This window comes from Leisingera sp. ABM4_060 (assembly GCF_056158765.1).
This window is the reverse complement of sequence record NZ_JBSWTX010000001.1, coordinates 3,332,545-3,352,500: the sequence shown is the minus strand read 5'-3', so window position 1 is coordinate 3,352,500 and position 19,956 is coordinate 3,332,545. Positions and strand designations below refer to the sequence as shown.

General features: G+C 63.8%; 18 protein-coding genes and 1 tRNA gene. 10 read left to right on the top strand and 9 right to left on the bottom strand.

What is annotated here, in order from left to right:
• Window positions 1–60 precede the first annotated feature (60 nt).
• Together msrQ and msrP are read right to left on the bottom strand one after the other, a co-directional pair.
• Window positions 61–675: a protein-methionine-sulfoxide reductase heme-binding subunit MsrQ gene (gene msrQ, locus ACXAEH_RS16080; protein ID WP_475034177.1), complete on the bottom strand. Its 615-nt coding sequence runs from the start codon at window positions 673–675 to the stop codon at window positions 61–63.
• 13 nt (window positions 676–688) lie between these two features.
• Entirely contained in the window at window positions 689–1,594 is a 906-nt protein-coding gene (msrP, locus tag ACXAEH_RS16075) for a protein-methionine-sulfoxide reductase catalytic subunit MsrP (protein ID WP_475034175.1), read from the bottom strand.
• Window positions 1,595–1,890: 296 nt separating this feature from the next.
• Between msrP and ACXAEH_RS16070 the strand changes: the two genes are divergently transcribed.
• The 4 genes from ACXAEH_RS16070 to ACXAEH_RS16055 all read left to right on the top strand — a co-directional run bounded on the left by ACXAEH_RS16070 (window position 1,891) and on the right by ACXAEH_RS16055 (window position 5,195).
• Entirely contained in the window at window positions 1,891–2,265 is a 375-nt protein-coding gene (locus ACXAEH_RS16070; protein WP_475035607.1) for a DUF302 domain-containing protein, read from the top strand.
• Between the two features lie 99 nt (window positions 2,266–2,364).
• Window positions 2,365–2,931: a hypothetical protein gene (locus tag ACXAEH_RS16065; protein WP_475034173.1), complete on the top strand. Its 567-nt coding sequence runs from the start codon at window positions 2,365–2,367 to the stop codon at window positions 2,929–2,931.
• 171 nt (window positions 2,932–3,102) lie between these two features.
• A complete protein-coding gene (locus tag ACXAEH_RS16060; RefSeq protein WP_475030626.1) occupies window positions 3,103–4,275 on the top strand; it encodes an IS5 family transposase in 1,173 nt (390 codons plus the stop codon).
• Window positions 4,276–4,532: 257 nt separating this feature from the next.
• Window positions 4,533–5,195, top strand: a complete 663-nt coding sequence (locus tag ACXAEH_RS16055) for a hypothetical protein (RefSeq protein WP_475034171.1) — start codon at window positions 4,533–4,535, stop codon at window positions 5,193–5,195.
• 310 nt (window positions 5,196–5,505) lie between these two features.
• Here ACXAEH_RS16055 and clpB read toward each other — a convergent pair whose 3' ends face one another.
• Window positions 5,506–8,124, bottom strand: coding sequence for an ATP-dependent chaperone ClpB (gene clpB, locus ACXAEH_RS16050; RefSeq protein ID WP_475034169.1), 2,619 nt, complete (start codon window positions 8,122–8,124; stop codon window positions 5,506–5,508).
• Between the two features lie 343 nt (window positions 8,125–8,467).
• Between clpB and pyrF the strand changes: the two genes are divergently transcribed.
• Window positions 8,468–9,184 carry an orotidine-5'-phosphate decarboxylase gene (pyrF, locus tag ACXAEH_RS16045; RefSeq protein WP_475034167.1) on the top strand — a complete coding sequence of 239 codons (717 nt, stop codon included), beginning with the start codon at window positions 8,468–8,470 and terminating at the stop codon, window positions 9,182–9,184.
• Window positions 9,185–9,581: 397 nt separating this feature from the next.
• On the opposite strand, the gene ACXAEH_RS16040 is transcribed toward pyrF, so the two are convergent.
• The gene (locus ACXAEH_RS16040) at window positions 9,582–10,004 is read right to left on the bottom strand and encodes an NUDIX hydrolase (protein WP_475034166.1); all 423 of its coding nucleotides are present in this window, start codon (window positions 10,002–10,004) and stop codon (window positions 9,582–9,584) included.
• An 86-nt stretch (window positions 10,005–10,090) separates the two neighbouring features.
• Between ACXAEH_RS16040 and ACXAEH_RS16035 the strand changes: the two genes are divergently transcribed.
• Window positions 10,091–11,344 carry a DNA polymerase IV gene (locus tag ACXAEH_RS16035; RefSeq protein ID WP_475034164.1) on the top strand — a complete coding sequence of 418 codons (1,254 nt, stop codon included), beginning with the start codon at window positions 10,091–10,093 and terminating at the stop codon, window positions 11,342–11,344.
• Between the two features lie 27 nt (window positions 11,345–11,371).
• Here the strand turns inward: ACXAEH_RS16035 and ACXAEH_RS16030 are convergent, their stop codons facing one another.
• Window positions 11,372–12,232, bottom strand: coding sequence for an N-formylglutamate amidohydrolase (locus ACXAEH_RS16030; RefSeq protein WP_475034162.1), 861 nt, complete (start codon window positions 12,230–12,232; stop codon window positions 11,372–11,374).
• 162 nt (window positions 12,233–12,394) lie between these two features.
• Here ACXAEH_RS16030 and ACXAEH_RS16025 point away from each other — a divergent pair.
• Window positions 12,395–12,469, top strand: a tRNA-Val gene (locus ACXAEH_RS16025).
• 78 nt (window positions 12,470–12,547) lie between these two features.
• Entirely contained in the window at window positions 12,548–12,673 is a 126-nt protein-coding gene (ykgO, locus tag ACXAEH_RS16020; RefSeq protein ID WP_005648635.1) for a type B 50S ribosomal protein L36, read from the top strand.
• 239 nt (window positions 12,674–12,912) lie between these two features.
• Here the strand turns inward: ykgO and ACXAEH_RS16015 are convergent, their stop codons facing one another.
• A complete protein-coding gene (locus ACXAEH_RS16015) occupies window positions 12,913–13,575 on the bottom strand; it encodes a LysE family translocator (protein WP_475034160.1) in 663 nt (220 codons plus the stop codon).
• Between the two features lie 229 nt (window positions 13,576–13,804).
• Here ACXAEH_RS16015 and ACXAEH_RS16010 point away from each other — a divergent pair, with 229 nt between their 5' ends.
• Window positions 13,805–14,821 carry a Fe(3+) ABC transporter substrate-binding protein gene (locus ACXAEH_RS16010; protein ID WP_475034158.1) on the top strand — a complete coding sequence of 339 codons (1,017 nt, stop codon included), beginning with the start codon at window positions 13,805–13,807 and terminating at the stop codon, window positions 14,819–14,821.
• Between the two features lie 220 nt (window positions 14,822–15,041).
• A complete protein-coding gene (locus ACXAEH_RS16005) occupies window positions 15,042–15,902 on the top strand; it encodes a CobW family GTP-binding protein (RefSeq protein ID WP_475034156.1) in 861 nt (286 codons plus the stop codon).
• Window positions 15,903–15,980: 78 nt separating this feature from the next.
• Here the strand turns inward: ACXAEH_RS16005 and ACXAEH_RS16000 are convergent, their stop codons facing one another.
• From ACXAEH_RS16000 to ACXAEH_RS15990, 3 genes are all read right to left on the bottom strand, one after another.
• Window positions 15,981–17,660 carry an ABC transporter permease gene (locus ACXAEH_RS16000; protein ID WP_475034155.1) on the bottom strand — a complete coding sequence of 560 codons (1,680 nt, stop codon included), beginning with the start codon at window positions 17,658–17,660 and terminating at the stop codon, window positions 15,981–15,983.
• A 146-nt stretch (window positions 17,661–17,806) separates the two neighbouring features.
• Window positions 17,807–19,024 (bottom strand): phenylacetate--CoA ligase family protein, encoded by a 1,218-nt coding sequence (locus ACXAEH_RS15995; protein WP_475035605.1) that lies wholly within the window; start codon window positions 19,022–19,024, stop codon window positions 17,807–17,809.
• Window positions 19,025–19,041: 17 nt separating this feature from the next.
• Window positions 19,042–19,887, bottom strand: a complete 846-nt coding sequence (locus ACXAEH_RS15990) for an ABC transporter ATP-binding protein (protein WP_475034153.1) — start codon at window positions 19,885–19,887, stop codon at window positions 19,042–19,044.
• Between the last annotated feature and the right edge of the window lie 69 nt (window positions 19,888–19,956).

The window sequence follows — 19,956 nt, the reverse complement described above, 5'->3', positions numbered from 1 at the left end:
AACAAAAAAGCGCCGCGGTGATGCGGCGCCTTTAAAAGAACCAATTGCCCTGAATGCAAACTACGTGCTGCGGGACAGGGGTGTCAGTTTCAGCTGACGCGCCCCGGGCAGGCGCAGCGCCAGAAGCAAGAGCACCAAAGCAAGATAGACCAGCGGCTCCAGCTGGAACCCTTTTGCCAGCAGCACAAAGTGAATGGCCCCCAGCAGGCCGGCCGCATAAGTCAGGCGGTGCAGCTTTGGCCAGTTGCGGCCCAGTTTGCGGACCGACAGGTTGTTGGAGGTCGCCGCCAGCGGCAGCATCAGGACAAAGGCCCCCATCCCGATGCTGATATAAGGGCGCTTGGCAATATCGGCGAGGATCTGCCCCAGGATCTGCACATCCAGCACCAGCCAGACCAGCAGGTGGCACAGCACATAGAAGAAGCACAAAAGCCCGATCGCCCGGCGGAACTTCATCAGGTTCAGACCCAAGAGGCGCCGGCCAGGTGAAACGGCCAGCGTCAGGATCAGCAGCTGCAGCGCCAGCTCGCCGTATTCATGCTCCAGCGCCTTGATCGGCTCCACCCCAAGCCCGCCGGTGAGGCCCTGATAGAACAGCCAGGGCGCCGGCAGCGCCCCGATCAAGTACACCGCCCAAACCGGCAGACGGCGCAGCAGCTGGTTGACGGATCCCATCACTCAGACCCCTTCAGAAATATTCCGCCAGATCCATGCCGTCATACATGGAGGCGACCTCGGCCTCATAGCCGTTGAACATCAGCGTCGGCTGGCGGCTGGCAAACAGACCGCCGCCGATGCGGCGCTCGCTGGCCTGGCTCCAGCGCGGATGCGAGACATTGGGGTTCACATTACTATAGAAGCCGTATTCGCGGGGGTTGGCAACGTTCCAGCTGGCCGGCGGCTCCTCATCGGTCAGGGTGATGCGCACCACCGACTTGATCGACTTGAAGCCGTATTTCCACGGCACCACCAGCCGCAGCGGCGCGCCGTTCTGATTGGGCAGCGGTTTGCCGAAGATACCGGTCGCCATCATGGTCAGCGGGTGCATCGCCTCATCCAGGCGCAGGCCTTCGCGGTAGGGCCAGTCGAGCACCTTATAGGCAGTGCCCGGCATCTCGGACGGACGGTAGAGGGTCTCGAACGCCACATATTTCGCGCCCTCCTGCACCCCGGCGATGTTCAGCAGGCCGGCCAGCTCAAACCCCTGCCAGGGCACCACCATCGACCAGGCCTCAACACAGCGGAAGCGGTAGATGCGCTCTTCCAGGGTCATCTCACCCAGGATCTGCTCAAAGGAATAGTCGCCCGGCTTGTCCACCAGACCGTCGATCTTGACGCTCCAAGGCCGGGTGGTCATCCGGTCCGCGTATTTGGACGGATCCCCCTTGCCGGTGCCGAACTCATAGAAGTTGCAGTAGTTGGTCACCTCGTCCCAGGTATTGGGCTCCAGCGCCTCCTCTGCCTGCGCCCGGCCGCCCAGCGCGGCAGCCAGCCCGGCACCCGCCAGCCCCGCCATGATCTGGCGGCGGTTCCAGAACGCAGCCTCGGGGGTTGCATCTGCAAGGGTCAAATCATTGGTCCAGCGGCGCGCCATCTAAGTCTCCTGAATCTCCGTTACACATGAGGTAACGGCCCCGTGCGCAAAACCCAAAACATATCCTGTCACGACTGCGCGAGAGATCTGTAACGTAGCAGCGATTGGTTCACCGGGCATGAACCAAAGGCCATGCGGCAAAGAAACCAGTAGCCGCCACGGAGAACCTATGCAAAAACCACAATATGTTCAGCGCGGCTGACACAGCCCCCGGCACTCGCAGCAGGAGACACACCGTGAAACAGCTTATCACCACAGCCGCCCTGGTGCTTGGCACCCAAGCCGCTGCGCAGGACATGGTCAGCTATACCACCACGCTGCCCTATGACGACGTGACCTTCGGGCTGGAAAGCGCCATCACGGACCGCGGGCTGGTGATCGACCACATCAGCCACGTCGGCGAAATGCTCGAGCGCACCCGGGCAGATGTCGGCTCGGACATGGTGCTGTTTTCCCAAGCGCAGGTATTTTCCTTCTGCTCCGCCAAACTGTCGCGCCAGATGATGGAGGCCAATCCGATGAACATTGCCTTCTGCCCCTATGGCATCTTCGTGGCCCAGGCCCCGGGAACCGAGGAGGTCACCATCGGCTTCCGCGCTTTCCCCGAGGGCGAAATGCAAGTGATCCACAGCCTGCTGGACGGCATCGTGCAGGAAGCGATCGCAGACTAGGCCGGCAAAGATCCCGCCGCCCGGAAATTCCCCGCTGCACCCGGCACGCGCATTCGCTATGCTGGCCGGAAAGTGAAATTCCGGCGCGGGCAGACCGATATGAAATCCCTCTTTGCTTACTTGATGCTGCTGGCAGCGGCTGTATTGTCCGGCTGCGCCGCAGGACCCGCAGCGACCAACGATGATGTCGCAGAGCTCTCGCTTGCCCTGCAGTCCCTCGGCCCGGAGGTCGACCCGGCCGAGGCCCGCCGCGCGGCTGAGATCGCCTACAGCTACTCTGCCCAGCTGGCCGAACAGTATAATGTCACCACCTCGCCGATCATCCACAACACGCTGGTGAACAGCGGCGTCAAGGAGCGCGGCATCTGCGTGCATTACGCCGAGGACATGCAGGCGCGGCTCAATCAGGAAAACTTCCAGACCCTCACGATGCTGCGCGCCATTGCCGAACCGAAAAGCGATTTCCGCATCGACCACTCCACTGCGGTAATCGCCGCCAAGGGCGGCGGCATTTACGAGGGCATCGTGCTGGACCCCTGGCGCTATGGCGGCAAGCTCTACTGGTCCGCCACCACCCAAGACCCCCGCTATGACTGGGAACCCCGCCTGAAAGTCCTGCGCCGGAAGTATGAGCGGCGGGTCGCCAGGGACGCGGCGGAAGGGTGAGATCAGCCAAAGTCTGCAGCAGAAACGCAATAGCCAGGCATCATCTAAGATGGCTCCTGACGGTGACCCGCCTCACACCCGAGCCCCTTAACAGGCTGCTGAAGAAGTCGGCTCTCGACGCGGCCTGAGGAACATGATTCACCCTCAGCACAATTTCGGCGGGGGTTGGTGATGCGCGGGACGGACGAAGCGAGCGGATCGCTTTTCAGCTATGTCGATCTGGAAGAGCGCATCCCAGCACGGCACCCTCTCCGCAAGATCAGGCAGGTGGTCAACGACGCGCTGGCCAGTCTGGATGCCGATTTCGAGGCGGTCTACACCGATTTCGGCCGCCCCTCGATCCCGCCGGAACGGCTGATCCGGGCCAGCCTGCTGCAGATCCTGTTCTCAATCCGCTCCGAGCGGCAGTTGATGGAACAGATGCAGTATAATCTGCTGTTCCGCTGGTTCGTGGGCCTCGGGATCGACGATCCGGTATGGGTGCCGACGGTGTTCACCAAGAACCGCGACCGGCTGCTGACGGCCGACATGTCGCGCAAGGTGATGGCGGCTATCCTGGCGCATCGCGAGGTCGCGCCGCTCCTGTCGGACGACCACTTCTCGGTCGATGGCACGCTCATAAAGGCCTGGGCATCGATGAAGAGTTTCCAGCCGAAGTCGGCGGGCACGCCGCCCGGCGATGATAGGCCGGATGACCCGCCCGCGACATCCATTGCCCCTGCCGCACAACCCGCCCAGACCGAACCCGAGACCGCTCCAATGCCCCGCTACAGCCGCCGCACCCGAAATCCCGAGGTCAACTTCAAGGGCGAGAAGCGTTCGAATGCGACCCATGCCTCGGTCACCGACCCGGACGCACGGCTCTATAAGAAATCCCCTGGCACAGGTGCGGTGCTGTGCTTCATGGGGCATGCGCTGATGGAGAACCGGCACGGGCTGGTTGTGCAAGGCGACCTAACCCACGCTGACGGCCGCGCCGAGCGAAAGGCTGCGCTGGACATGCTGCACCGCCACTCCCCCGGATCGACCCGGCGGCTGACCTTGGGAGCCGACAAGGGATACGATGCGGCCGAATTCGTCGCAGATCTCCGCCAGGCCTGCGTCACCCCGCACGTCGCCAGGAAGGCGCGGCATTCAGCAATCGACGGTCGCACAACCCGGCACAAAGGCTATGCCCTGTCCCAGAAGCACCGCAAACGGATCGAGGAGGCGTTTGGCTGGGCCAAGACCGTTGGCGGCATGTCCCAGACCGTCTATCGCGGCGCCGAACGGGTGCAGTCGCGCTTCATCCTGACGCTCGCAGCCGGAAATCTCGCCCGGCTGCCCCGGTTGCTGGCGGAATGAGGCTGGAGGGGGGGACGCAGGCCTGCTTCCAGCCACCCAATCCGGAAGACCGATGAGAGAACTCATTCCACCACGGAGAACAGCGTCCCACTGGCCTGACTAATTCAGCGGCCTGTTAAGGTCAGGCCTTTTCCTTTTTTTACGACGCCTAAATTGTTTCCCTGTTATTCCTAGACCGCGAGACGGGCGGATCACTGCAAAGATCACCCTGCCTGCCGCAATCTTTTTTGAACAGGAATTCAGGTCCATTACTGCCGATGAAGCTTTTTCTGCACATGCCAAAATGCGCTGGCACATCCATAAGAGACATGGTGGCCCGCCTCGCTCCGCAGTCCTTGAAGCTGGACTACCAAAGCCATTTCAGAATTCCGGCGGCACAAAGATCAGAAACAGTTCTGTCAGCGCTTCTTAACCCTGTGCCGGTTGAACAAGACAAAATTGTGTTCGGGCACTTCTTCCCGGTTAAGTACCTGGGGGACCGCTCAGCGGAAAGAAAGGGCCTGACGCTGGTCACAATTTTACGCGACCCCCTCCAAAGGATGTATTCTCATTACAAATACTGGGTCTCCCTGGATCATGCAGATCATTACCTTTGGAAAACCATGCGGCGCGAAGACTGGGGGTTTGAAGACTTCGCCTTCAGCCAGGAGATGCGAAACTTTTACGCTCAGTATCTCACGCACACGCCTTTAGGAGCGTTTTCGTATATCGGAACCTATGAAAACTTGGAGGCCTCGACCCGGCACTGTCTGGATTTGCTCGGAATAAAGCCGGAAGAGAGCGCCACTCTGCCCAAGATCAATATCACCGAAAACAAGCAAGAGCTTTGCATGGACCCAGGTCTGGTGCGTGCGTTTCGCGACTTCCATTGCGAAGATTACCTGATTTACGACTACGCCTTAAGCAAATTCAACCGCTAGGGCCAGGATCCGTCAATCCTGCGGACAGGGGGCCAGCACAGGATAAATGGAACCCGCCGTCAAGACGGGCGGCATTTCCATTGAAAGATGCCTGGGCGGGTGGAAAGCGCGGGAAAGCCGCGCTTCTGCTTCTTTCTGGTTGAAAATACTCCGGGGGTTTGGGGGCCGGCCCCCAATCGGCAACGGATTCGGCTCCTGACCCCAATCCACCGCCAGACCCCCCTTGCCATTTAAAACTGCATCGGCCTTCGGCAAGGCCAAAAGCGGAAGAGCCCGCCATCACTGGCGGGCTTTCCTCAGTCTCTCCCCCTCAATGCACCACGGCATCGTCGGGCCTGGGCCGTTCCGACGTCCCCAGCCGGTCGCCGATGATCAGCCCGTCGCTGCCGGCCGAGACCGGGACGGTGTCGCCGTCCTTGATCTCGCCGCCCAGCAGGGCCTCCGCCAGCGGGTTCTGCAGCGCACGCTGGATCACCCGCTTCAAAGGCCGGGCGCCAAACACCGGGTCATAGCCCTCATCCGCCAGCCAGGTCTTGGCGGCCCCGTCCAGCTCCAGCGCGATCTTGCGGCCGGCCAGCCGCTTCAGCAGCCGCGCCAGCTGGATCTCGACAATGCCATCCATATCGGCACGCGCCAGACGGTCAAAGATGATGGTCTCATCCAGCCGGTTCAGGAACTCAGGCCGGAAATGCGCCTTGACCGCATCCATCACATCGCGCCGCGCGTCCGAGGCATCTGCGCCCTCCGGCAGCTGGCTCAGCGCCTGCGCGCCGAGGTTCGAGGTCAGGATGATCAGCGTCTGCTTGAAGTCCACGGTGCGGCCCTGGCCGTCGGTCAGCATCCCGTCGTCCAAGACCTGCAACAGCACGTTGAACACATCCGGATGCGCCTTTTCCACCTCGTCGAACAGCACCACCTGATAGGGGCGGCGGCGCACGGCCTCGGTCAGCACCCCGCCCTCGTCATAACCGACATAGCCCGGCGGTGCGCCGATCAGACGGGCGACCGAGTGCTTCTCCATGAACTCCGACATATCAATGCGCACCATCGCGTGCTCATCGTCGAACAGGAAACCGGCAACCGCCTTGGTCAGCTCCGTCTTGCCAACGCCGGTCGGCCCGAGGAACAGGAAGGAACCCAGCGGCCGGTTCTCGTCGTTCAGACCCGCACGCGCCCGGCGCACCGCATTGGCCACCGCAGTCACGGCAGCATTCTGGCCGATCACCCGGCGGTGCAGCTCATCTTCCATGCGCAGCAGCTTCTCGCGCTCGCCCTCCAGCATCTTGGAGGTCGGAATGCCGGTCCAGCGCTCCACCACCTCGGCGATCTGCGCAGGCCGCACGGCTTCCTCCACCATCAGGCCCTTTTCCTCGCGGCCCTCGGCATCCGCCAATTGCTTCTCCAGCTCCGGGATCACGCCATATGACAGCTCGCCTGCACGGGCCAGATTGCCCTCGCGCTTGGCAATCTCCAGATCGGCGCGGGCGCGGTCCAGCTGCTCCTTCAGGTCGCGGGCCGAGGCCAACTTGTCCCGTTCCGACTGCCACTGCGCGGTCATCTCGGCGGATTGCTCCTGCAGGTCCGAGAGTTCCTTCTGCAGCGTCGTTAGCCGTTCCTTGGAGGCCGCATCATCCTCCAGCTTCAGCGCTTCTTCCTCGATCTGCATCTGCAGGATCTGCCGGTCCAGCGCATCCAGCGCCTCAGGCTTTGAATCCACCTGCATCCGCAAGCGCGAGGCCGCCTCATCCACCAGGTCAATCGCCTTATCCGGCAGGAAGCGGTCGGTGATATAGCGGTTCGACAGCGTCGCCGCCGAAACCAGCGCCGCATCGGCAATCCGCACCCCGTGGTGCAGCTCGTACTTCTCCTTGATGCCGCGCAGGATCGACACGGTGTCCTCCACCGTCGGCTCGGTCACCATGACGGGCTGGAACCGGCGGGCCAGGGCCGCGTCCTTCTCCACATATTTGCGGTACTCATCCAGCGTGGTCGCGCCGACGCAATGCAGCTCGCCGCGCGCCAGGGCCGGCTTGATCAGGTTGGCCGCATCCATCGCGCCATCCGATTTTCCTGCCCCGACCAGCGTGTGCATTTCGTCGATAAACAGGATGATCTCGCCCGCGGCCTCAGTGACCTCGGTCAGAACCGCCTTCAGGCGTTCCTCGAACTCGCCGCGGTATTTCGCACCGGCAATCAGCGCACCCATGTCCAGCGACAAGAGCTGCTTGTCGCGCAGGCTCTCCGGCACATCGCCGTTGACGATGCGCAGCGCCATGCCCTCGGCAATCGCCGTCTTGCCCACGCCCGGCTCGCCGATCAGCACCGGATTGTTCTTGGTGCGGCGGCTCAGCACCTGCATAGAACGGCGGATTTCCTCGTCACGCCCGATAATCGGGTCGATCTTGCCCTCGCGCGCCGCCTCGGTCAGGTCGCGCGCGTATTTCTTCAGCGCGTCATAGCCTTCCTCAGCCGTTGCCGAATCAGCGGTGCGCCCCTTGCGGATATCGTTGATCGCCTCATTCAGCTTCTGCGCTGTGACGGCGCCGGCCTCCAGGGCCTCCTTCGCCTTGGATTTCACCATGCACAGCGCCATCAGCAGACGCTCAACCGGGACAAAGCTGTCGCCTGCCTTCTCGGCAATCTTGGCGGCCTCATCCAGCACCTTGGCGGTCTGCCCATCCAGATAGATCTGGGCCGCATCGCCGCTCACCTTGGGCTGCTTGGCGACAGCAGCCTCCACCGCCTCCGCGACACGTGCAGGCGCGCCGCCCGCGCGGGAGATCAGGTTGCTCGCCAGCCCCTGATCATCATCCATCAGTGCTTTCAGAATATGCTCCGGCACCAGCCGCTGGTGCCCCTCGCGCATCGCAATGGTCTGCGCGGCCTGCACGAATCCCCGTGCACGCTCCGTGAACTTGTTCAAGTCCATCTTGCTCTCCTTTATCAAGCGCCCTGTCTTTGGCAGCGCCCGCTAGGCGGCACGCCCCGGTCCGGGCCTCAAGGTTCAATTTGGGAAGCGATCCCGCCGCTTCAACCCATAGTCGCCGCAAAAGGTGAGCAAATCCCTGACCTGCGTCAACTTTGCACCCAGCCCGCCGCCACCGGGCGCAACCGCGCCGCGCGCCAGCGCGGCGCCCGGCCCAAAACTGCAATCTGTCCCGCAGGGGCAGCTTCAGGTGCGGGAGCGCCCCGCTGCGCCTTGCCGAACCGCCGCCCCTTGCGTATGAAACGCCAGTTTCACGCCAAACCTGCCAGCCACAAAGGACCCCGCCATGACCCAAGCCCCGCGCGCCGACGACCGCCTGATTGTTGCCATGGATGTCCCCAACGCGATTGCAGGTCTTAAACTGGCCGAACAGCTGGGCGATGCGGTTTCCTTCTACAAGATCGGGCTGGGAATGCTGACTGGCGGCGGGCTGGCGCTGGCCAATGAGCTGAAGCAGGAACACGGCAAGCGCATCTTCCTCGACATGAAACTGTTCGACATCGGCGCCACCGTGGAAAACGCGGTGCGGGGCCTGGCGCAGTTCGACCTCGACTTCCTCACCGTGCATGGCGACCCTTATGTGGTGCGCGCCGCCAAGGAAGGCGCGGCCGGCAAGGGCCTCAAGATCCTCGCTGTCACCATCCTCACCTCGCTGGACCGCCAGGACCTGGATGGCGCCCTGATTAAAGACGGTGCAGTGCGGGATTTGGTACTGGAGCGCGCAGGCAACGCCTTTGCCGCCGGCGCCGACGGGGTGATCGCCAGCCCGCAGGAGGCCGCCCTGATCCGCGCCCTGCCCGAGGCGGAGGGCAAGCTGATCGTGACCCCGGGCGTCCGCCCCGCCGGTGCCGCCCTTGGCGACCAAAAGCGCGTCGCCACCCCGGCCAATGCCATTGCCGATGGCGCCGACCACATCGTGGTGGGCCGCCCGGTCTGGCAGGCCGAAAGCCCCCGCGCCGCGGCTGAGGCCATCCTGGCCGAACTCGCCAGCGCCCAAGCCTGACAGCTGAACCGCAGTTGAAACACTCCGTTCAGGCGTGATTTGCCTGCGCCGGCAGCGGTGCAGGCCGCTTCTGCCTAAAAATTAGGCAGAAATAAATCTTTTGCGATAAGCACATGCTGCCGCCTCTGGCTATGGCGCAAAAGTATAGTGACGCCACGTCAACCCCCTCTTTTCGCTCAAGAAACCCGCCAAAGCCAGGCGTTCTGCACCCAATCGTCCTGTGCCCCAAAAACCACACAGGATTTGCCGCTGGCTGCCCTCTGCCCCCGCATTCTTTGCGAAACAGCGGCGCCTGCGCAATTCTATGCCTGAGACACTCCCCAGACGGGCTTTTCTTCCTGAGACCCGTCACCTTCCCCCCGCATACCAGCGGGGGATCTTTCTTTTCAGGCCACAGTCACACAGACCGCACCGCAAGGTATTCCCGCAGCCGCTCGGCAAAATGCGGCACCGCCAGCGGGTGCGCGCAATAGGCCTCCGGCGCCATCAAGGCCCAGCCCTGCCCTTCGTTGCCAAACCGGATGTCCGCAGCCGCTGCCGCAGGCAGATGCGCGGCAAAGAACCAGACCCGCCCGTGCGGCCGCTGGTACGCTCTGGACCAGATCAGCACATCCGGCTTCAGCGCAAGCCCCACCTCTTCATAGGTCTCGCGCAGCGCACAAGCCGCCGGGCTTTCTTCCGCCTCGCGCCCGCCGCCGGGCAGGTCCCAATGGCCGGGATAGGGAATATCCGGCTTGTCATCGCGCTGGATGACCAGCAGATCCTGCCCTAGAAACACCGCCAGCTTTGCGCCGGCAAAATTGTCGCCTGATGCTGTCATGATCTGTCACTTGGCAACCTGCCGCGCTAAAGACAAGGCCTGCGACGCAAGCTAGACTTACCCTGCCCGAAACCAGCGACCGCCCGATGCACGCCCTCTGCCGAGACTGCCTGAGCCAGATCCCTCCCGCCCGGCGCTGCCCCCATTGCGGCAGCCCGCGGATCAAGGCGCATGCGGAGCTGTTCTCCCTCACCATCGCCCATATGGACTGCGACGCCTTCTATGCCAGCGTCGAAAAACGCGACAATCCGGACCTGGCCACCAAGCCGGTGATCATCGGCGGCGGCAAGCGCGGCGTGGTCTCCACCGCCTGCTATGTCGCCCGCATCCGCGGCGTGCGCTCTGCCATGCCGATGTTCCAGGCGCTGAAACTCTGCCCCGATGCGGTGGTGATCAAACCCCGGATGAGCGTTTACGTCGAAGTCAGCCGCGCAATCCGCAAGATGATGAATGAGCTGACCCCGGACGTAGAGCCGCTGTCGCTGGACGAGGCCTTCATGGACCTCACCGGCACTGAAAAACTGCATGGCGCACCGCCCGCAGTGATGCTGGCCCGGCTGGTCAAACGCATGAAGGATGAACTGGGCGTTACCGGCTCCATCGGCCTCTCCCACAACAAATTCCTGGCCAAGGTTGCCTCCGATCTCGACAAGCCGCGCGGCTTTTCGGTGATCGGCAAGGCCGAGACCGCGGATTTCCTGCGCGAAAAACCGGTGCGGCTGATCTGGGGCATCGGCCCGGCCGCCCAGGCCAGCCTGGACAAGGCGGGCATCCGCAGCTTCTCCGACCTGTTGCGCTGGGACCGCGAAGCGCTGCACAGCCGCTTCGGCTCCATGGGCGACCGGCTCTGGCACCTCGCACGCGGCCAGGACCGCCGCCGGGTCTCCGCCAATGCGCCGGTCAAATCGATCTCGAAGGAAACCACTTTCTTTGAAGACACCGCCAGCCTGGAGGTGCTCGACGGCCATCTCTGGCGGCTGGCCGAGCAGGTCTCGGACCGGGCCAAGGCGCGGGAGTTGGCCGGGCGGGTGGTGACCCTCAAGCTCAAGCGCGCCAACCATTCGGCACTGACCCGGCGCGTCACCCTGCACAGCCCCACCCAGATCGCTGACAAGATCTACCGCACGGCGCGCGCACTTCTGGATCAGGTGGGCAATGAAGGCCCCTACCGGCTTTTGGGCTGCGGTATTTCCGACCTGGTCCCCGAATCGCAAGCGGATGACAGCGGCGACCTGCTGGACCCGAAAGCCGGGCAGCGCGCCGACGCCGAACGCGCCACCGATGCCATCCGCAAACGGTTCGGGGAAGGCGCGATTCTGAAAGGCCGCGCCCTGCGCTGAGGCGCTGTCGGCTGCACAGTTCTGACGCTATTCTGCCGCCAGCGGCATCTCCTCCTGCCCGATCACCGCAATTTCCGCAGTCACCTGGCGCAGCACCTTCTGCAGCGCCGCGAAGTTCCCATTGGGCCGGACATTGGCCTCGTCCATATAAAGCGCCCGGTCGATCTCCACCTGCACCGCGTGCTGGCCCCGCGACGGGCGGCCATAGGTCTGGGCGATATAGGCGCCGGCAAACGGCGTGTTGCGGGCTACCTTCAACCCGGCCGCGGCAAAGGCGGCCTCGATCCGGTCCACCACGGCGCTGTCCGCCGCCGCACCGAAGCGGTCGCCCAGCACCACTTCGGGCTTGCCGCCGCCGCGCGGCGCCATGGTGTCGACCGCCTCATGGGGCATCGAATGGCAATCCACCAGAATCGCCTGCCCGCAGATCCTGTACGCCTGGTCCAGCAGCCCCTTCAGCGCCTTGTGGTAGGGATGCCAGTAGCAGCGGATCCGGCGCTCCGCCTCCGCCATCGGCAGCTTGCCCCGGTAAATCGCCCGGCCGTTGGCAACCACTCTGGGAATCACCCCCAGGCCGGACGCCACCCGCGGATTCTGCCCCCGCTTTTGCACCCCGGTGATCAGCGCCGGATCCAGCTCATCGGGCGATCGGTTCAAATCCAGATAGGCCCGCGGCTTGACCGCGGTCAGCAGCGGCGCGCCAAACTCCGGCGCGGCGGCAAACAGCTGGTCGACAAAGGCGTCCTCGGAACTGCGGATGGCTTTACGGCCGAGAATCGTTTGTTCCAGGAAGGAATCGGAATAGTCCGTGCCGCTGTGCGGAGAGGCAAAAACCACGGCCGAGGCCAGTTTCTGCGGCGAAATCACGGAAAACGCTGTGTCAGGCATCCTTGCTCCGGTGCTTCTTCTGCAAGAAACAGCATAGAGCGGAAATTTCTGCGGTCAAAAGCTCTTGCGCACCCCGGCGACTCTATTTATAGACCCCCTCACCGGCGCGGCACCCCGCGCCCCTTTCACTTCTAAGGGGCAGGAGGCAGCGCAGGCCAGAGTGGGCGATTAGCTCAGCGGTAGAGCACTTCGTTGACATCGAAGGGGTCACAAGTTCGATCCTTGTATCGCCCACCATTCATTCACTGCTTCGGCTCCGGCCCAAGCACCCGCTAACCTAGGCGCTGGTTCGCGCCGCAGACAAGGAGAGAGACCATGAAGGTCAAGAACTCGCTCCGTTCGCTGAAGAACCGGCACCGCGATTGCCGGGTTGTGCGCCGCAAAGGCCGCGTTTACGTGATCAACAAGACCCAGCGCAAGTTCAAAGCGCGCCAGGGCTGAGATCCGCAAACAGCGACACGCAGAAAACCGCATCATCCGATGCGGTTTTTTTGTGTTTTGAGGCCAATGTCCGGGGCAAGCCCAGGCAGGGAACTCCCGCGCCCGCAGATCCCCCGGCTGGCGCCGGGCGATGCTTGGCGGCCTTGGGCGTGGCACCGCGCCCTGCGCGGTGCCACGCCCAACGGGAGCGGATTCCGCCAGGAACCCGGCGACGGGCGGGAGCTTCCCCCGTTATTCGTTCAGCGCAGCCCCCGGGCTTCTGCGGCACTGCCCTGCCCGGCCAGGATCAGCCGCAGCCCCAGCCCGATCATCACCACCCCCGTAAACCGCTCCTGCCAAGCCACGAGCGCAGGATTCCGGGCCAGCCAGTGCCCGGCAGAGCCCGCGGCCAAGGCAACCCCGCCCAGCGACACAACCCCTGCCAGCTTCTGCAAAGTGCCGAGGATCAGGAACTGCAGCCAGACCGGGCCCGCGCCGGGGTCCACAAACTGTGGCAGGAAGGCAAACATGAACAGGAGCGACTTGGGGTTGGTCAGGCTGTTGACCGCCCCTTGCTGCACTGCCTGCCAGGCCGTGACCACCCGCACCTCGCGCAGCTCCGCTGCCGGGCGCAGGCTAGAGCGCAGCATCTTCAGACCGAGCCACATCAGATAGGCCGCGCCAACCCAGCGGACCGCGTCCAGCGCCTGCGGATAGGTGGCCAGCAGCGAGGCAAACCCCAGAACCAGCAGCCCGACCTGCACCACACCGGCAACCAGAACCATTCCCGCCACGGTGAGCAGCGCCACCCGCCGCCCCTGGCCGATCCCGCGCCCCATCACCAGCATCATGTCCGGCCCCGGCGACAGCTCAAGCAGAGCCAAGGCGGCAAGAAAGGCAATCAGTGTTTCAAATGCGGGCATGTCCGCCTCCGTGCTGGGTTCCGCCCTGTTTAGAAAAACCTGCGCGCCGGCTCCGTCCAGCCTGCGACAAGGAAGAGCGAAAACTGCCCTTCCGGAACAAAACCGCAAGAGGAGTGCTGCTGCGGCAAACTTTCCGAGTATTTCAGTCGGAAATTCATTGCATCTTTCGCCAATTGCTTTAATCGACTCTTTCAGTCGGATAACAAGCCACCAAACAACGGGACATCCCATGCTGAAAGCCACCACCGTACTTGCAGGCGCGCTGAGTGCTGCCATTGCCACCTCTGCCGCAGCCGAAGGCGAGCTGAACATCTATTCGTCGCGCCATTATGACACTGACGAGCAGCTCTACTCCGAGTTCGAAGAGGCAACCGGCATCACCATCAACCGCATCGAAGGCAACGCGGATGAGCTGATCGCCCGGATGAGCGCCGAAGGTGAAAACTCTCCCGCTGACATCCTGATCACCGTCGACACCTCGCGGCTGACCCGCGCCAAGGAGGCCGGCGTGCTGCAAAGCATCAGCAGCGATGTGCTGGAGGCCCGCGTGCCCGCCTACCTGCAGGACGCGGACAACCAGTGGTTCGGCTTCAGCCAGCGTTCCCGCATCATCTTCTACGACAAGAACGAAGTCTCCAACCCGCCGCTGACCTATCTGGATCTGGCTGATCCCGCCTACAAGGGCATGGTCTGCATCCGCTCCTCCAAGAACACCTACAACCAGACCCTGCTGGCCTCGATCGTGACCCATCACGGCGCTGAAAAAGCCCGCGAATGGGCCGACGGCGTGGTCGCCAACATGGCCCGCGACCCGCAGGGCGGCGACACTGACCAGATGCGCGGCCTGGTTTCCGGCGAATGCGAAATCGCGGTCGGCAACAGCTATTACTTCGCCCGCTCGATCCGCAAGAACGTCAAGGGCGTCTCGGACAGCCGCGACATGATCGGCTGGCTGTTCCCCTCGCAGAACACCGAAGGCGCCCATATGAACCTGTCCGGCGGCGGCGTGGCCCTGCACGCCCCGAACAAGGAAAACGCCGTCAAGTTCCTGGAATACCTCGCCAGCGATTCCGCCCAGGCGTATTTCTCGGCCGGCAATGACGAATACCCGGCGGTCCCGGGTGTCGGCCTGGCCCCCTCGGTCGCGGCGCTTGGCCACTTCAAGCCGGATGACGTGAACCTGTCGGAGGTGGCCAAGAACCTGCCCGAGGCGCAGAAGATCTTCAACGACGTGGGCTGGCGCTAAGCCCTCGCGGCACAAGCCTTCGGAAAGGCGCGGCATTGCCGCGCCTTTTTGTAACTTTGCGTTTCCCAAAATCCACAACCGCCGGCCCCGGCCAGATAAACCGCTGATGCCGTGCCTTTTACTAGACCCCCCTGACCCCGCGGCCTATACCTCGCCCATCTTGAATTTCGGGGGGAATCATGCAGTCGGGAGAACGCCACGCTCTGGGGGACAGGAGCGTATGAACCGGTTGCCGGTAACGATTGTCAGCGGCTATCTGGGCGCGGGTAAAACCACCCTGATCAACCGCTTGCTGGCCGAGGATCACGGGCTCAGGCTCACCGTGATCGTCAATGACTTTGGCGCGGTCAATATTGACGACGCACTGATCCAGGAAACCGAGGGCGGCAAGCTGGCCCTGACCAATGGCTGTGTCTGCTGTTCGATGGACGGCGACCTCACGCTGGCGCTGCATCAGGCCCTGAACCGGCCGGAGCGCCCCGACCACCTGGTGATCGAGGCCAGCGGCATCGCCGACCCGGTGTCCATCGCCAATACCGTGCTGAACGAAAGCGGCCTCAGCTATGGCGGTATCGTTACCCTGGTGGATGCGGTGAATGCCGGAAACCTGCTGAACGATCCGCTGGTTGCGCCGCAGGCGGAACAGCAGATCCGCGCCGCCGATCTGGTGATTGCCACCAAATGCGAAGAGATTTCCCAGCCTCTGTCTGCGCTGCTGGACCAGGCTGGCGCCCGCACCCCGACCGTACTCAACGGCTCGCCTGTCGCCGAACTGCTGTTCGACGTCGTGCCCTTGCCGAAGGGCCGCGCGGTTGCGGCGCACCCCGCCTATACGGCTTGGCAGCACCGCAGCAGCGAGGTGCTGGACCGCCGTGCCTTGGGCGACAAGCTGGCGGACCGGCCTGCGGGCCTTTACCGGATGAAAGGCTTCGTGCTGACCACCGGCGGCGCCTATGAGCTGCATGTGGTCGGCCGCCATGTCGAAGCCAAGCGCTGCGACGCGGCTGAAACCGTTCTGGTGGGCCTGGGCCCTGCGGACCGGGTGTCCCGTGACGAGATTGAGGCCTGGTGGGCGGCCTGAGCCGCTCTTCCCAGCCGCAGCCGGATCAAGAAAATTCAGAATTTTCTTGCCAAGAGTTTTCCTTAAAACTCTTGGCGCCTAGCGGCGCCGGCCTACCTGGCGGCAAATCAGGATGACCGGCAGCAACCCTACCGCCACGATCACCAGCGAGGGCACCGCGGCGCCCTCCAGCCGCTCATCTGCCGCCAGCCTGTGGGCCTGCACCGCCAGCGTGTCAAAATTGAAGGGGCGCATGATCAGCGTCGCGGGCAGTTCCTTCATCACATCGACAAAGACAATCAGCAGCGCGGTCAGCAGGCTCGGCGTCAGGATCGGCAGATGCACCCGCCGCAGCATCCCCATCGGTCCCTGCCCCAGTGAACGCGCCGCCGCGTCCATGTTGGAGTGCATGGTGGCCTGGCCGCCCTCATAAGCCCCCAGCGCCGCCGCCATGAAGCGCACCCCATAGGCCGCTACCAGCAGCCAGATCGACCCGGTGACCAACAGCCCGGTACGGATGCCGAAGGCCTCGCGCATCCAGGCATCCAAAGCATTGTCAAAGGCGGCAAAGGGCACGATCAGCCCCACCGCAATCACCCCGCCGGGCACCGCGTATCCCAATCGCGCCAGATAGGCTGCCAAGGCAGACAGCCGCCCGGGCCGCAGCCGCTGATAAAACCCAAGGCACACCGCCGCCGCCACTGTCAGCACTGCGGCCGCCGCCGCCAGGGTGATCGAATTGGTGGTGAAATCGGTATAGCGGCGGCTGAGCAAATTCTGCTCGGAGTCGAAACTCATCGTGAACAGAATAATCACCGGCAGCAGGAACCCGAGAACCACCGGCACCGCGCAAAAGAAAACAGCCGCAGCCGCCTTGATGCCGCTCAGCTCAGACGGGGGCATCTGGTTGTGGTGCTTGCCCGCGTGGTGGTATTTCGCCCGCCCCCGCGTCGCCCGCTCCACCACTGCCAGCGTCAGGGCAAAGCCCAGAAGGCACAGCGCCAGCTGCGCCGCGCCGCCGCGGTCCGCCAGAGAGAACCAGCTGGTGTAGATGCCGGTGGCAAAGGTCTGCACCCCGAAATAGGAAACCGTGCCGAAATCGGCGATCGTCTCCATCACCGCCAGAAGCACGCCCGAGGCAATCGCAGGCCGCGCCATCGGCAGGCTGACCAGCCAGAACGCAGCCCAGGCATTTTTACCCAGCGCCCGCGCCGCCAGAAAGGCGCCGGCGCTCTGCTGCATGAAGGCCGCCCGCGCCAGCAGGTAGACATAGGGATACAGCACCAGCACCAGCATCGCCGCCGCGCCGCCGGTGGAGCGGATCTCCGGGAACCAGTAGTCCCGCGGCCCCCATCCGGTTATCTCGCGCAGGGTGGCCTGCACGAGGCCGGGATGGTCCAGGATATGGGTATAGGCATAGGCCAGCACATAGGCCGGAAAGGCCAGCGGCAGCACCAGCGCCACCTCCAGGAAACGAACACCCGGAAACCGCGCCATGGTGACCAGCCAGGCCGCGCCGGTGCCAATGGCAAAGGTGCCAAGCGCGACCATCGCCACAAGCGCCAGCGTGGTCAGCGAATAGCCCGGCAGAACCGTGGCCGCCAGATGGCGGATGGTACCGGTGCCGCCGAACAGCGCCGCCAAGGCCACCGCCAGCATCGGCAGCACGCAGGACAGCGCTACCGCCCAGGCCAGCACGGCAAAGGCTCCGCCCCCGCTCTTGCCGCGGCGGCGGCGGCCCTTGGGCGCATATTCTATGGGATCATCGGCGGCAGTCATGGGTCCGGCTGTTTATTCGCACCGCCCTATTACGACCATTCCAGTCAGAAATTCCAGCCAGAAAGCGTTCGCCGGCCCCGTACCGGCCCGGAACAGCAAACGGGCGCCGCAGCCGGGCACCCGTTTCCCACCGCATTAGCGCCGTTTCACTCGTAACTGCGCTGATCCTCGATCACCAGCCCGTCCTTGGGCAGCGCTCCCGGCGCCACCACCTCGACGGCGCCCTTCAGCTTCAGGACCTCAATGACTGAGCGGGCAAAGGCGGCCTCATCGCCGCCCTCGGCTTCGATCTGCACCGTCATCGCGTCCATCTCGCCATCGCGGCTGGCCACCACCCGCGCCTTGACAATCTCGTCATGCTTGTCGACCAGCGCCGCCACCTGCTCCGGGCGCACAAACATGCCCTTGATCTTGGTGGTCTGATCGGCCCGGCCCATCCAGCCCTTGATCCGCATGTTGGTGCGGCCGCAGGGCGAGACACCCGGCATCACCGCCGACAAATCGCCGGTGGCAAAGCGGATCAGCGGGTAATCGGGATTGAGCGTGGTCACCACAACCTCGCCCACCTCGCCAGGGCTAACTGGGTTGCCGGTGCCAGGGGTGACAATCTCGACGATCACATGCTCATCGACAATCATCCCCTCCATCGCCGGGCTTTCATAAGCGATGTTACCCAGATCGGCGGTCGCATAGCACTGCAGACAGGAGATCCCGCGGTCGGCATATTCCTGGCGCAACGACGGGAACAGCGCGCCGCCGCCGACCGCAGCCTTGGAGAACGCCAGCTCCACGCCCATCGCATCCGCCTTGTCCAGGATCACCTTCAGGTAATCCGGCGTGCCGGCATAGGCAGTGGCACCGACATCCCGCGCCGCGGTCACCTGCAATTCGGTCTGGCCGGTGCCGGCAGGCAGCACCGCCGCCCCCACTGCCCGGGCACCGTTTTCAAAGATCATGCCCGCAGGCGTCAGGTGGTAGCCAAAGCAGTTCTGCACCACATCGCCGGCGCCAACCCCGGCAGCGTTCAGGAACCGCCCCATCCGCCACCAGTCACCGTCCACCCCGCCGGGTTCATAGATCGGGCCGGGGCTCTGAAAGACATGGGCAAAGCCATGCGCGGGCTTCACGGTAAAGCCGCCAAAAGGCGGATTGGCCGCCTGCGCCCGGCTCAGCTCAGACTTGCGCAGCACTGGCAGCGCCGCCAGCGCCTCAGCTGAAACTACCGCCGCCGGGTCCACCTCCGCCAGCAGTCCAGCATATCCCGGCGCAGAGCGCGCACGGGCAATCTGCTCCGGCAGTGCCGCCGCCAGATCAGCGGCGCGCTCATCGGCGCTGCGGGTTTCCAAGGTGTCAAAATAGCTCATCACATCACCATCCCGCATCAGCTCAGCCACCTCTTGCGGCGGCGGTAGGAGCGCACGTCGCGGAAGCTCTTGCGCCCTTCATCCGACATGCCGAGGTAGAATTCCTTCACATCCGGGTTCTCCCGCAGCTCCGCCGCAGGCCCGTCCATCACAACCCGGCCCGACTCCAGGATATAGCCGTAATGGGCATACCTGAGGGCCACGTTGGTATTCTGCTCCGCCAGCAGGAAGGTCACGCCTTCCTGTTCGTTGATCGACTTCACGATCTCAAAGATCTGCTCCACCAGCTGCGGCGCCAGCCCCATCGAGGGCTCGTCCAGCAGGATCGTCTCCGGCCGCGACATCAGCGCGCGGCCCATCGCCACCATCTGCTGCTCCCCGCCCGAGGTATAGCCCGCCTGCGATTTGCGGCGCTCCTTCAGGCGCGGGAAGTAATGATAGACCATCTCCAGGTCTTTCTGGATATCCGCTCCGCTGTCAGAACGGGTATAAGCACCGGTCAGCAGGTTCTCTTCCACCGTCAGGTGCTCAAAGCAATGACGGCCCTCCATCACCTGGATGACGCCCTGCTTCACCAGGTCCGCAGGGTCCAGCGCGTGCACGTCGCGGCCGCGGTATTTGACCGATCCCTTGGTCACCTCGCCGCGCTCCGAGTGCAACAGGTTCGATACCGCCTTCAGCGTGGTGGTCTTGCCGGCCCCGTTGCCGCCCAGCAGCGCGGTGATGCCGCCCTTGGGCACATTGAGGCTGACGCCTTTCAGAACAAGGATCACGTGGTTGTAGATCACCTCGATATTGTTGACCTCCAGCAGGGTCTCGGCCTGCACATCTGCGGTATCGGCAGTGTTCGCTGCATCCAGCATCAAAGCGTGTCCTCATGCCTGTCCCGGATCTGAACCGGGACCGTGTCGCGCGGTGCGGCGGCTCCCCGC

Excerpts from the sequence above, each read along its gene's own strand:
- clpB (WP_475034169.1), bottom strand. The coding sequence starts at position 8,124 with ATGGACTTGAACAAGTTCACGGAGCGTGCACGGGGATTCGTGCAGGCC.
- ACXAEH_RS15990 (WP_475034153.1), bottom strand. The coding sequence starts at position 19,887 with ATGCTGGATGCAGCGAACACTGCCGATACCGCAGATGTGCAGGCCGAG.
- ACXAEH_RS16060 (WP_475030626.1), top strand. The coding sequence starts at position 3,103 with ATGCGCGGGACGGACGAAGCGAGCGGATCGCTTTTCAGCTATGTCGAT.
- ACXAEH_RS16055 (WP_475034171.1), top strand. The coding sequence starts at position 4,533 with ATGAAGCTTTTTCTGCACATGCCAAAATGCGCTGGCACATCCATAAGA.
- ACXAEH_RS15995 (WP_475035605.1), bottom strand. The coding sequence starts at position 19,024 with ATGAGCTATTTTGACACCTTGGAAACCCGCAGCGCCGATGAGCGCGCC.
- ykgO (WP_005648635.1), top strand. The coding sequence starts at position 12,548 with ATGAAGGTCAAGAACTCGCTCCGTTCGCTGAAGAACCGGCACCGCGAT.
- ACXAEH_RS16000 (WP_475034155.1), bottom strand. The coding sequence starts at position 17,660 with ATGACTGCCGCCGATGATCCCATAGAATATGCGCCCAAGGGCCGCCGC.
- ACXAEH_RS16010 (WP_475034158.1), top strand. The coding sequence starts at position 13,805 with ATGCTGAAAGCCACCACCGTACTTGCAGGCGCGCTGAGTGCTGCCATT.
- ACXAEH_RS16070 (WP_475035607.1), top strand. The coding sequence starts at position 1,891 with ATGGTCAGCTATACCACCACGCTGCCCTATGACGACGTGACCTTCGGG.
- ACXAEH_RS16005 (WP_475034156.1), top strand. The coding sequence starts at position 15,042 with ATGAACCGGTTGCCGGTAACGATTGTCAGCGGCTATCTGGGCGCGGGT.
- pyrF (WP_475034167.1), top strand. The coding sequence starts at position 8,468 with ATGACCCAAGCCCCGCGCGCCGACGACCGCCTGATTGTTGCCATGGAT.
- ACXAEH_RS16015 (WP_475034160.1), bottom strand. The coding sequence starts at position 13,575 with ATGCCCGCATTTGAAACACTGATTGCCTTTCTTGCCGCCTTGGCTCTG.
- ACXAEH_RS16040 (WP_475034166.1), bottom strand. The coding sequence starts at position 10,004 with ATGACAGCATCAGGCGACAATTTTGCCGGCGCAAAGCTGGCGGTGTTT.
- ACXAEH_RS16035 (WP_475034164.1), top strand. The coding sequence starts at position 10,091 with ATGCACGCCCTCTGCCGAGACTGCCTGAGCCAGATCCCTCCCGCCCGG.
- ACXAEH_RS16030 (WP_475034162.1), bottom strand. The coding sequence starts at position 12,232 with ATGCCTGACACAGCGTTTTCCGTGATTTCGCCGCAGAAACTGGCCTCG.
- msrQ (WP_475034177.1), bottom strand. The coding sequence starts at position 675 with ATGGGATCCGTCAACCAGCTGCTGCGCCGTCTGCCGGTTTGGGCGGTG.
- ACXAEH_RS16065 (WP_475034173.1), top strand. The coding sequence starts at position 2,365 with ATGAAATCCCTCTTTGCTTACTTGATGCTGCTGGCAGCGGCTGTATTG.
- msrP (WP_475034175.1), bottom strand. The coding sequence starts at position 1,594 with ATGGCGCGCCGCTGGACCAATGATTTGACCCTTGCAGATGCAACCCCC.